10 protein-coding genes and 1 other annotated feature are annotated in these 11,710 nt (G+C 53.3%); of the genes, 3 read left to right on the forward strand and 7 right to left on the reverse strand.

All coding sequences use genetic code 11. The features are described from left to right. Positions 1-91 precede the first annotated feature (91 nt). The 4 genes from htpG to dnaX form a co-directional block, all read right to left on the reverse strand. Positions 92-1,957, reverse strand: a complete 1,866-nt coding sequence (gene htpG / locus UC14_RS06245; protein ID WP_198670056.1) for a molecular chaperone HtpG — start codon at positions 1,955-1,957, stop codon at positions 92-94. 167 nt (positions 1,958-2,124) lie between these two features. After that, a complete protein-coding gene (gene recR, locus UC14_RS06250) occupies positions 2,125-2,730 on the reverse strand; it encodes a recombination mediator RecR (RefSeq protein ID WP_112197396.1) in 606 nt (201 codons plus the stop codon). Next, positions 2,730-3,059, reverse strand: a complete 330-nt coding sequence (locus UC14_RS06255; RefSeq protein ID WP_013576599.1) for a YbaB/EbfC family nucleoid-associated protein — start codon at positions 3,057-3,059, stop codon at positions 2,730-2,732. The genes recR and UC14_RS06255 overlap by 1 nt, the downstream gene beginning before the upstream one ends. A gap of 40 nt (positions 3,060-3,099) precedes the next feature. Further along, positions 3,100-5,049, reverse strand: a complete 1,950-nt coding sequence (gene dnaX, locus UC14_RS06260) for a DNA polymerase III subunit gamma/tau (protein ID WP_013576600.1) — start codon at positions 5,047-5,049, stop codon at positions 3,100-3,102. After that, positions 3,700-3,764, reverse strand: a sequence feature (DnaX frameshifting element). Its footprint overlaps the gene before it by 65 nt. A gap of 322 nt (positions 5,050-5,371) precedes the next feature. On the opposite strand from dnaX, the gene UC14_RS06265 reads away from it, so the two are divergent. After that, positions 5,372-7,435, forward strand: a complete 2,064-nt coding sequence (locus UC14_RS06265) for an alpha-amylase (protein ID WP_112197397.1) — start codon at positions 5,372-5,374, stop codon at positions 7,433-7,435. Positions 7,436-7,497: 62 nt separating this feature from the next. Here UC14_RS06265 and apt read toward each other — a convergent pair whose 3' ends face one another. Both apt and UC14_RS06275 read right to left on the reverse strand, forming a co-directional pair. Then, entirely contained in the window at positions 7,498-8,049 is a 552-nt protein-coding gene (gene apt / locus UC14_RS06270; RefSeq protein ID WP_013576602.1) for an adenine phosphoribosyltransferase, read from the reverse strand. A 183-nt stretch (positions 8,050-8,232) separates the two neighbouring features. After that, complete coding sequence (locus UC14_RS06275; RefSeq protein WP_013576603.1) at positions 8,233-8,601, reverse strand: DUF454 family protein; 369 nt, start codon at positions 8,599-8,601, stop codon at positions 8,233-8,235. Positions 8,602-8,715: 114 nt separating this feature from the next. On the opposite strand from UC14_RS06275, the gene priC reads away from it, so the two are divergent. After that, a complete protein-coding gene (priC, locus tag UC14_RS06280; RefSeq protein WP_013576604.1) occupies positions 8,716-9,252 on the forward strand; it encodes a primosomal replication protein PriC in 537 nt (178 codons plus the stop codon). A gap of 95 nt (positions 9,253-9,347) precedes the next feature. Then, positions 9,348-9,521 carry a pleiotropic regulatory protein RsmS gene (gene rsmS / locus UC14_RS06285; RefSeq protein ID WP_015690305.1) on the forward strand — a complete coding sequence of 58 codons (174 nt, stop codon included), beginning with the start codon at positions 9,348-9,350 and terminating at the stop codon, positions 9,519-9,521. A 60-nt stretch (positions 9,522-9,581) separates the two neighbouring features. On the opposite strand, the gene mscK is transcribed toward rsmS, so the two are convergent. Beyond that, a partial coding sequence (gene mscK, locus UC14_RS06290) for a mechanosensitive channel MscK (protein ID WP_112197399.1) occupies positions 9,582-11,710 on the reverse strand: 2,129 nt, incomplete at its 5' end.

The following is an 11,710-nucleotide window of genomic DNA, read 5'->3' on the forward strand; positions in this document are numbered from 1 at the left end:
CACAGGCTGTCAGGGAATGGATACGGGAAGAAGCAAAGCAATAAAAAAGGGTGTCGCTTTCACGACACCCTTTTCGTTTTACGCCAGCTGATTACGCCTGTAACAGCGTATTCATGCGACGGATGAACAGGTTTGGATCTTCCAGCGTGCCGCGTTCTGCGAACAGCGCCTGATCCAGCAACAGCTCAATCCACTCGCTGAACTGATCTTCATCAGCCACATCAGAAGCACGTTTCACCAGCGCGTGTTCCGGGTTCAGCTCAAAGATGTATTTCACTTCCGGCGCATCCTGACCGGCAGCGGCAAACAGTTTTGCCATCTGCGTGGTCATTTCGTCGGCACCGGTGGTAACGATGGCTGGCGTATCGGTCAGACGGTGCGTCAGACGCACTTCTTTCACACGATCGCCCAGCAGCGTTTTCACGCGCTCAACGAACGGCTCCAGCGCTTTTTCGGCTTCTTTCTGCTCTTCGCTTTCGTCAGCCAGTTTGTCCAGTGTGTCGTCGGCCTTGCTGACGGACTGGAAGACTTTGCCATCAAACTCAGTCAGATAGCTCATCATCCATTCGTCGATACGGTCAGACAGCAACAGGACTTCAATGCCTTTTTTGCGGAACAATTCCAGATGCGGGCTGCTCTTCGCGGCCGCATAGCTGTCGGCAGTGATGTAATAAATTTTGTCCTGGCCTTCAACCATCGACGCTACATACTCTTCCAGCGACAACGTCTGCTCGCTGCTGTCGTTGCGGGTGCTGGCGAAACGCAGCAGTTTGGCGATCGCTTCTTTGTTCGCACCGTCTTCTGCCGGACCTTCTTTCAATACCAGACCAAACTGTTTCCAGAATTGCAGGTATTTTTCGTTGTCGTCTTTCGCCAGTTTTTCCAGCATTTGCAGAACACGTTTGGTCAGCGCACTGCGCAGGTTCTGGGTGATGCGGCTGTCCTGCAGAATTTCACGGGACACGTTCAGCGGCAGATCGTTGGAATCTATCAGACCACGAACAAAACGCAGGTAGTTCGGCATGAACTGCTCGGCTTCGTCCATGATAAACACGCGCTGAACATACAGTTTCAGGCCGTGTTTATGGTCGCGGTTCCACATATCCCACGGTGCCTGTGAAGGGATGTACAGCAGGCTGGTGTATTCCTGCTTACCTTCAACGCGGTTGTGGCTCCAGCTCAGCGGATCGCTGAAATCATGAGAAATGTGTTTGTAGAATTCTTTATATTCGTCGTCGGTGACTTCCGCTTTACCGCGGGTCCACAGGGCCTGTGCCTTGTTGATTTGTTCCCAGGTGACGGTGTCGTCTTCTTCGTTACGGGTTTCGACTTCAACCGGCAACGCAATATGGTCGGAATATTTACTGATGATGGAGCGCACGCGCCAGTCATCCAGGAATTCGTCCTGATCTTCGCGCAAATGCAGGGTAATTTCAGTCCCGCGACCGGCTTTCTCGATATCCGCCAGGGTGTATTCACCTTCACCGGCAGATTCCCAGAATACGCCTTCTTCAGCACTGGCACCGGCTGCGCGGGTGCGCACGGTGACTTTGTCTGCCACGATAAAGGCAGAGTAGAAGCCCACACCAAACTGACCAATCAACTGGCTGTCTTTCGCCTGCTCAGAACCGACAGATTGCAGGAACGCTTTGGTGCCGGATTTGGCGATGGTACCGAGGTTATCGATAACTTCGTCACGGCTCATGCCGATACCGTTATCACTCAGCGTCAGGGTGCGTTTTTCTTTATCAAATGCCAGACGGACATGCAGCTCGCCATCACCTTCATAAAGTTCAGGCGCAGACAATGCGCGGAAACGCAGTTTATCAGCGGCATCTGAGGCGTTGGAAATCAGCTCACGCAGGAAAATTTCTTTGTTTGAATACAGGGAATGGATCATCAGATGAAGCAGTTGTTTTACTTCAGACTGGAATCCGCGTGTCTCTTGTCCTTTCATACTCATCAAATTACCTCAATCCAGATACTGTTATTGACCAAATCAGACGTTGAGGAATAAGTGGGGTTACGTGTCAGGCTTTTCAAGCACAGGGAGAAAATTTTAAGAAGAAATGCAGAGGGATAGCTGAATAAAACGGGGCGCAGAGAACCGCGCCCGCATAACAGTCAGAACCGAAAGGGATGACGTCCGGCAAGGGAATGCGACAGCGTGGTGCCGTCGACCATATCCAGTTCGCCTCCGACTGGCACACCGTGCGCAATGCGGCTAGCCAGTACGCCATACTGGCCGCACATTTCAGCGATGTAGTTGGCGGTCGCTTCACCTTCAACCGTCGGGTTAGTCGCCAGGATCACTTCCTGAATATTTTCACTTTCAAGACGCTCTTCCAGACGGCCTAAACCGATGTCGTCCGGCCCGATGCCATCGAGTGGTGACAGGTGTCCCATCAGCACAAAATAGCGACCAGAGAACTGACCGGTTTGTTCTATCGCATGAATGTCCGCCGGGCTTTCCACCACACAAACCTGACCGTTTTCTTTACGCCGTGGATTGGCGCAAATCGTACAGACTTCCTGCTCGGTGAAGGTACGGCAATCGGCACAATGGCCGATCTCAGACATGGCACGCGTTAAAGACTGCGCCAGCCGCATTCCGCCGCTGCGATCACGTTGCAGCAACTGGAATGCCATACGTTGCGCGGACTTCGGGCCGACGCCCGGCAGGCAACGCAACGCCTCCATTAAAGATTCAAGGAGAGGGCTGGTTTGCATCAGAATGGCATCTTGAAGCCTGGTGGCAATTGCATGCCGCCAGATACGGCTGCCATTTTTTCTTTCTGAGTTTCATCGATACGACGTGCAGCATCGTTGAACGCCGCAGCGATCAGATCTTCCAGCATGTCTTTATCGTCTTCCAGCAGGCTTGGATCGATTTCAACGCGACGCACGTTGTGCGCACCGTTGATGGTGATTTTCACCAGGCCAGCGCCTGACTCACCAGTCACTTCCAGCTGAGCGATTTCCGCCTGAGCCTGTTGCATTTTTTCCTGCATTTGCTGGGCCTGTTTCATCAGGTTACCAATGCCGCCTTTTCCAAACATAGTCTTCTCTCTCAGCAATGGCCGCGTCACAATCGCGCGTTTAAATTGGGCGAATACTTTCTTCATCCAGCTCAGCGTCGAAGAAACGGCGCAAAGTCTGAATGTTGTTATCCGCAATAATAGACTGACGCGCCTGCGCCAGTTTTTCTTCATAAATGGCCTGTCGCCATTCCAGCGGCGTCTTCACCGCCAGATTATCATCTTCCAGCACGGTCAGTTCAACCGGCGTCTGATGCAATGCCGATAAAGCATCCGTCAGCACTTTCTGCGCGGACGGCGAATTCAGGTGCTTTTGCGAGGAACGCAGGTGCAGGCAGATTTTGCCTGGTTCCGGCTGCTCACGATACGCATTCAGCGCCAGTTGCTGCACCAGTTTCGGAATGGTCATCCGGCTGATCTCAGCCGCCCATTCATCACGTTCAATCGCTTCTTCCGCCAGGCGGGAAGCCAGTTCCGGCGATTTTTCATGTTCCAGCGCGGTGCGCAGCGCTTTCGGTGTCGCCACCGGTTCCGGTGCGACTTCCGGTTCCATCATCGCTTTCCAGCGATACGCTTCTTCTTTTATCGGCGCGGCAGGTTCTTTCTTCACAGCCAATGTCTGCGCACGCTCAGTCACCGAAGCGAGACGCTCCAGTGCTGAGGTTGCCGGCCGCGCTTTTCCTGGCGCTGCCGGCTCAGCTTTTTTTGGGGTGGTACTCCCCTGCCTGAGCAATTGTGTTCGTGCCTGTAAAAGTTGCGCGGTGGAATCCGGCATTGACGCCGGTTCTGCATTTCCCTGCGGCGCAGGCGCATTATCGTTTTGTTGCGGCGGTGCGTTACGCGGTGCCGCCGGTTGTGATGGAGCCTGCGGCGCCACATAAGCTGGGGCTGCGACTGGCTGAGGAGCCGGTTCAGCAATAATCACTTTAGGATGGAAGGCCAGCGCGCGCAGCAGCGTCATTTCAACGCCCATACGTTTGTCCGGCGCATAGGCCAGCTCTTTGCGGCCAATCAGTAAGGTCTGATAATAAAGCTGTACGTCCGCAGGCGGAATGACACGCGCCAGTTCGCGCAGGCGTTGTTCAATCGCCGCGTAATGATTATCGAGAACCGATGGTAACAACTGAACCATTGCAATGCGGTGCAGCAACGCCAGCGTTTCCACCAGCAAATTTTCCCAGTCCACGCCACGGGACGCGGCCTGTTCGACCTGCGCCATCATCTGTCCGCCATCGGCGCTGACCAGCGCTTCCAGCATTGCCAGCGGTTGTTCGTCATCCAGTGTACCGAGCATTTGTGCCACGGTTTCGGTCGTCACCGCGCCCTGCCCCATCGCGATCGCCTGATCGGTCAGGCTCAGCGCATCACGCATACTGCCGTCGGCAGCGCGCGAAAGCAGCTGTAAAGCGCGCGGTTCCGTGGTAATGGTTTCCTGGGTTAATACATGTTCGAGCTGTTTACGGATCTGTTCAGCGTCCAGCGCTTTCAGATGGAACTGCAAACAACGCGATAAAATGGTGACCGGCAGTTTTTGCGGATCCGTCGTTGCCAGCAGGAATTTGACGTGTGCGGGCGGCTCTTCCAGCGTTTTCAACAGCGCATTAAAACTGTGACGCGAGAGCATGTGCACTTCGTCAATCAGGTAAACTTTGAAGCGGCCCCGCGCCGGTGCATATTGCACGTTATCCAGCAGCTCACGGGTGTCTTCGACTTTGGTACGGGAAGCGGCATCGATTTCAATCAGATCGACAAAACGGCCCTGCTCGATCTCGCGGCAGTTATCACACACGCCACAAGGGGTGGAGGTAATGCCAGTTTCGCAGTTAAGGCCTTTCGCCAGCAGACGGGCGATGGTGGTTTTCCCTACGCCACGGGTACCGGAAAACAGGTAGGCGTGATGGATGCGCCCGAGCGACAAGCCATTGGCCAGCGCGGTCAGCACATGTTCCTGTCCGACGACGTCGGCAAAAGTTTGGGGGCGCCACTTACGGGCAAGAACCTGATAGCTCATTAACACTTCATCGTTGATTTATAATGAATAATTTGACGATACACGAAAAAACATCGTTTAACCCGTCTTTCTGCGCTGGTCTGCGAAACGGAGACTGAAGACTCAGCATAATGATGCCGGAGCCAGACTGCCACTTCTTAGTGTACCAGCAGGGTCGCCATCATTCCTATTACTTTACTTTTTGCGCAGCGCGCCGCAGTTTCTCCACCTTCCTCCTCCTCCTGACAATTCGCCTCACGGGATGAGGGCAAATTTTGCCCACTCATTACACTTAAATTCACCTCTGTTCTGATAATGCTTCCTGCCTTTCGTAAGGAGAGCCATGAAACACCTGACACTGCCTTTATTATTGCTCATTTCTCCCGCCGCACAGGCCGACTGGACGCTGCAAGGCTTCCCCGGTTTCGCCGAACCGGTCAGCGGAATATTCACCAGCCACGCCACATTACCTAAGGGACAACGCACACTGGAATTACATCAGGATAATCAGTGCTGGCAACCCACGGGCGCGGTAAAGCTTAACGAAATGCTGTCGCTGCAACCTTGTGAAAGCCAGGTGCCGGTTAACTGGAAACTGTTCCGCGCGGGGGATTATCAGGTCCGAATTGATACCCGCAGCGGCACACCCACGCTTCAGCTCAGTTTGAAAACGGTGGAGGAAACCGTCGCCTCGGTGGCGAAAACCTGTCCGCGTGGAGATGGAAAACCGCTGACCGTCGATGTCTCCGGCACTTTTGCTGAGGGTGAAACTGTTCGCGATTTTTATTCTGGTCAGAGCACACAGGTCAGCGGCGGCCACATCACCATGATGCCGGATCCGGCCAGCGGCGGCCTGTTGTTACTGGAAACAGCAGAGCGCAAAGCGCCCGCGGCGTTTAGCTGGAAAAACGCCACGGTGTATTTCGTACTGACCGATCGCTTTGAAAACGGCAATCCGGATAACGATCACAGCTATGGCCGTCACAGTGACGGAATGCAGGAAATCGGCACTTTCCACGGCGGTGATCTGGCCGGGCTGACCAGCAAACTCGACTATCTGCAACAGCTCGGCGTTAACGCACTTTGGATCAGTTCGCCGCTCGAGCAGATCCACGGTTGGGTCGGCGGCGGCACCAAAGGCGACTTCCCGCATTATGCCTATCACGGCTATTACACGCTCGACTGGACAAAACTCGATGCCAATATGGGCACCGGCGAAGATTTACAGAAACTGGTCAGCGAAGCGCACAAACGTGGGATCCGCATTTTATTTGACGTTGTCGTCAATCACACCGGCTACGCCACGCTGGCAGACATGCAAACCTTCCAGTTCGGCTCGTTATATCTGAAAGGTGATGACATCGGAAAAACACTCGGCAAAAACTGGACTGACTGGAAGCCCGGTCCAGGCCAGAACTGGCACAGTTTTAATGATTATATTAATTTCGGCGACAAAGACGGCTGGAGCACCTGGTGGGGGAAAAAATGGATCCGCACCGACATTGGTGACTATGACTCGCCCGGCTATGACGATCTGACGATGTCATTGGCCTTCCTGCCGGATATTAAAACGGAATCGACGCAAGCCAGCGGCCTGCCCGTTTTCTATCGCAACAAACCCGATACGGCCGCACGTGAAATTCCCGGTGCAACACCGCGTGATTATCTGGTCACCTGGCTCAGTCAGTGGGTGCGGGATTACGGCATAGACGGATTCCGTGTGGATACCGCCAAACACGTCGAAAAAGCGACACTGGCATTACTCAAAGACCGTTCAGCCGAAGCCCTGAAACAATGGAAAACGGCCAATCCTGCAAAGGCGCTGGATGACGCACCATTCTGGATGACCGGCGAGGCATGGGGCCACGGCGTGATGAAAAGTGATTATTACGCCAATGGTTTTGACACAATGATTAATTTTGATTTTCAGGATCAGGCCGCGGCAGCGCTGAGTTGTTTTGCCAGCATCGATGCAACTTATCAGCAGATGGCGGAGAAAATGCAGGATTTCAATGTCCTCAGTTATTTGTCATCGCATGATACCCGGCTGTTTTTCGCTGCCGATGCCAAAGGTTCTCTACCGTTACAGCAGCGCGCCGCAGATTTGTTGCTACTGGCACCCGGCGCGGTGCAGATTTATTACGGCGATGAAAGTGGTCGCCAGTTTGGCGCGACGGGTTCAGATCCTTTACAGGGAACGCGTTCTGACATGAACTGGAGTGAGCTGACCGGCCCGAAACAGGCTTTACTGAAGCATTGGCAAAAACTGGGAACTTTCAGGGAACAACATCCGGCGGTTGGCGCAGGCGTGCAGAAATCGCAGCTGACGGCGCAATATTATGCCTTCAGCCGTCAGCAAGGTGACGATAAAATAATGGTGGTCTGGGCAGAAGAAAGAGGGAAATAACGGCGCAGAAAGCAAAAGGCCTCGCGTTAACGGCGAGGCCAGTTCACATCAACGCGCATGAATCAGTGGCCGTCGAAACAGACCAGGCTGTAGCAGTTGATATTTGAATCGTTCAGGCGTTTTTCACCGCCCAGTTCCGGCAGGTTAATGATGAATGCAGCATCAGTCACTTCTCCCCCCAGACGACGGATCAGTTTCGCGGTGGCTTCAATCGTGCCGCCTGTTGCCAGCAAATCGTCGATCACCAGAATTTTTTCGCCAGGTTGAATCGCATCAACGTGGATTTCAAGACTGTCAGTGCCGTATTCAAGATCGTAGGTTTCGCTGATGGTTTCACGCGGTAATTTGCCCGGTTTACGCACGGGAACAAAGCCCACGCCCAGAACCAGCGCAACCGGTGCGCCAAACAGGAAACCTCGTGCTTCAGTGCCCACCACTTTGGTGACGCCGGCATCGCGGTAACGATCGGCCAGTAACTGAATGCTTGCAGCGTAAGCTTTTGGGTCTTCCAGCAAGCTGGTGACGTCACGGAACAGTATGCCTGGCTTAGGATAGTCAGGGATGGTTTTGATACTGTCTTTAATAAACTGTAGCTGCTGTGCGGTAGCGGTCATAATGTAATTGCCTGATAAAGCTGCTGTTCATACTTAAACGCGGGCGGTCAAATGTCCCCCGCCATGCCTGTATAAAGCATGTCGTTCAAGGAAGGAAATTGGGAGCGCACCGACGTACGAGATGCCCAAATCTATGCAAAGCTGCTTTAAAAAGCAACCCGCAGCCGGACATGATCGCCTGTTTTATTGCTCAAGGTCAACCACTGGTAATCGCCACATCATGATCAGCAACGCAAACATCATGCAAACCAATAAAATACGCACCCACAATAACGGCACAAAATATATCGAAATCGCGAAAGTCACCACAATCAGCGCAACCGCTTTCGGTTTTACACCTTTCGGTAACGCGCGATGTGTCTGCCAGTGGCGCAGATAGCTGCCAAACCATGAGCGGTACAATAACCACTGATGGAAACGGGGTGAGGACCGGGCAAAGCACCAGGCCGCCAGCAGTAAAAAGGGGGTTGTCGGCAACAACGGTAACACCACGCCGAGCGTCGCCAGCACCACACACAACCAGCCAACGGTAATCAGTAGTACACGTTTCATGCATTTCCTTCAGCTTAAAACAGGCTGCATAGACGATTTACGGTTTCTCAGTGTAAACAAGTGCGCAGAGGCTGTCATACCGGTAAGCTACGCCAGAGTTTAAGGGAGATTATCGTGAGCACAGAACGAATTTTACATGTCCTCGATCAGCAGATCGAAACACTGGCTCGGGAAATTGAACCGATCGGCCATGTTTCCGCCTCACAGGCACGGTTTGATGTCGCACTTTTCTCAACCAAAGGCACCCGGTTGCGCGATTATCTGGCAGAAATTAAAACCAATTTGCGGCAACTGAATCAGGAAGTACTCGAAAAACGCTCTGCGCAGGTGGCGTTTATCGCCGAACGGCTGGTGGCACAAATTACCGCCATGCAGCGCGAGCTGGCGACCCAGTCTCTGCGCAAAACGCACCAGACACCGGAACGCAAAAGCCATGATAATTACACCAAACTGGCGGAAACTCAGCAGTTCGAGCGACGTCTGATTGCGATGATTGAAGATCGGGAAACCACGCTGGGTCAGCTGGCGACATTCAGCGATCAGCAGCGGGTGCAGAAGGAACTGGCGGCGCTCGAAGGACGTTTAATGCGTTGTCGTCAGGCGCTGGCCAAAATAGAGAGACAAATCGAGCGGCAGGAAAAAGGTTTTTGAATCTTTATCACATTTTTTTAATCCGGCATTCAGGCCGGACCTTTTCTTATCTATAATAGTAAGTCCAAAACCTGCTAATCATAATGTTGGCCTATATGTCCGTAGAAAATGCGCCCCCCGAACTTCAGCTTGCTGTCGATTTGATTTACCTGCTTGAGTGCAATGAAATTGCCCCTGAAACCGCGCTTGCGGCGCTGGAAATCGTACAACGCGATTATCAAGAAAAGTTGAAAAACAGTAAGAGTACGCTTTCGATCAGTTACCTTTAAGCTGACCGGCTGCCTGCTTCAGGGGAACCCGTCAATTTCCCCTGAATGGCACCGAATTTCTCAGCTCTGTGGCAATGCATCCGGTTCATCGCCCGGTTGTCGCATTACACGTTTCACTTCCTGCACTTCACTGCCGTCCTGATTATGCAGATACACCTCCAGCTGATTGAACGCGATATTAATGCCGTTTTCGCGGCAAAGCTTATCAATGCTGCGGTTAAGTTCATCCACGGTATAACTGCGATCCCCCAGCTCACGCACATACACTCGCAGTTCGTGATCGAGCGTGCTGGCCCCGAAATTCAGGAAGAACACCAATGGCGCGGGGTCACTCATCACACGGGCATTTTCATGCGCCGCCTGCAATAAGATCTCTTTCACTTTGTCGAGATCGGAACCATACGCCACACCGAGTTTGATCAACACGCGGGTGACGGTGTCGCTCAACGACCAGTTGATCAGCCGCTCGGTCACAAACGCTTTATTCGGGATGATCACTTCTTTGCGGTCGAAATCGATAATCGTAGTCGCACGGATACGAATGCGGCTGACGGTGCCTGAGAATGTCCCGATGGTCACGGTATCGCCAATACGCACCGGGCGTTCGAAGAGAATGATCAGCCCTGAAACAAAGTTCGCGAAGATCTCCTGCAAACCAAAGCCCAGCCCCACCGACAGCGCGGCCACCAGCCATTGCAATTTATCCCACGAGACACCGAGCGATCCGAGCGCTGTCACTGCGCCAATCACCGTAATCGAATAGGTCAGAATGGTCGTAATGGCGTAGGACGTCCCCTGCCGCAATTGCAGCCGCGACAACACGACAACCTCAAGCAATCCCGGCAAATTTCGCGTTAATACATACGCCACAATCACCGCGAGGAAACCGAGCAGGAAATTCCCCAGCGTCACCGTTTGCTGAATGACCGCGCCCGCCACCGTGCTGGAGTAATGCCACAAGGTAATGCTGTCCAGATACGAAATCACCGTCAGCAAATCCGACCAAATCCAGTAAAACACTGTCGCGAAGATAAAGAACAGGCCCATCGTGGTCAGGCGTAATGACTGCTGGTTGATCTGATCCAACCCGATCTGCGGCTCTTCGACTGGCTCGTTGCCCTCCGCGCCATCTTTCGCCGCTATGGTCTGGCGACGCGCCAGCGCTCGGCGATAAGCCAGGCGCCGCGCGGCAACACTGAGTCCGCGCAATGCCGCAAGATAGGCAATGTTCCAGAAAATCAGCAGATACAGGCTGTCAATCCAGCGACCTGCCAGTCGCAACGTGGTGTAAAAATACCCGCTGACCACCAATCCGACGAAGAAAATCGGTGCCAGGGCAATCGCCGTCACCACCACCAGCCGAATACTGTGCGAATCTTTTTCACGCCAGCCATCGCGCGCAATCGGGAAAACCAGAACGGTCAGGGCTAGCATCGTCAGGAAAATCACGACCTGTCCGATGATGTCATCCACCAGCCCGAGCGGCGCTTTCTCACCGCGTACCGACCAGAAAATCAGCGGTAACATCACCAGACTCAGACGAATGACAGAACGACGATAGTGAGCACAAGTGGCCGCCGGCGTATTGAAGTGCCGTTCATTTATGCCGCCCGGTTTGAGAATTCGATAACAAAAGCCCATCACCAGCTGGAAAACCGCCAACCGTTGCGCCAGTGTCCAGAAGAAATCACTCGGCTCGATATCACACACTGAAAGCCAGTAGCCGATGCCGAGCATCAGCAGGACGCCGGGCAAAACATTCAGCGCCATTAATGCCAGCGCCTGCGGCGTATGCAGTTGGCTGTCCCGCTTGAGCTGTCCGACATCATTGCTCAACATTTCAATCCGCTGGTTAATATATTTCCTGCGCCACAGCAGCAACAAAATTACGGTTAACAGCGGAATGGTCACCGGCAGGGAATGCAGTGCACCCAGCATCAGCTCACCCGGCGGAATACTGACATGCAGGCTGCTCAGCTGATTTTTCACTTCATCTGGCAATGACTTGATGAACTCCCAGTTCATCGGTTTATTGCTGCTCACCCAAAAAATCTGCTGGGTCAGCGTTTCGGTCAGCGACTGGTTGATGCTCAGCAATTGTTGCTGGTTAATCTGCAAACTGATGGCCAGCGACAACTGATTACCGAGCTGTTTATTCAGTTGATCAAGTAGCTCACGTCGCATGTCGA

It is taken from the genome of Rahnella sp. NRRL B-41462 (genome assembly GCF_003263525.1).
GTDB classification, from domain to species: Bacteria; Pseudomonadota; Gammaproteobacteria; order Enterobacterales; family Enterobacteriaceae; genus Rahnella; species Rahnella aceris.

Excerpts from the sequence above, each read along its gene's own strand:
- htpG (WP_198670056.1), bottom strand. The coding sequence starts at position 1,957 with ATGAAAGGACAAGAGACACGCGGATTCCAGTCTGAAGTAAAACAACTG.
- recR (WP_112197396.1), bottom strand. The coding sequence starts at position 2,730 with ATGCAAACCAGCCCTCTCCTTGAATCTTTAATGGAGGCGTTGCGTTGC.
- UC14_RS06255 (WP_013576599.1), bottom strand. The coding sequence starts at position 3,059 with ATGTTTGGAAAAGGCGGCATTGGTAACCTGATGAAACAGGCCCAGCAA.
- dnaX (WP_013576600.1), bottom strand. The coding sequence starts at position 5,049 with ATGAGCTATCAGGTTCTTGCCCGTAAGTGGCGCCCCCAAACTTTTGCC.
- UC14_RS06265 (WP_112197397.1), top strand. The coding sequence starts at position 5,372 with ATGAAACACCTGACACTGCCTTTATTATTGCTCATTTCTCCCGCCGCA.
- apt (WP_013576602.1), bottom strand. The coding sequence starts at position 8,049 with ATGACCGCTACCGCACAGCAGCTACAGTTTATTAAAGACAGTATCAAA.
- UC14_RS06275 (WP_013576603.1), bottom strand. The coding sequence starts at position 8,601 with ATGAAACGTGTACTACTGATTACCGTTGGCTGGTTGTGTGTGGTGCTG.
- rsmS (WP_015690305.1), top strand. The coding sequence starts at position 9,348 with ATGTCCGTAGAAAATGCGCCCCCCGAACTTCAGCTTGCTGTCGATTTG.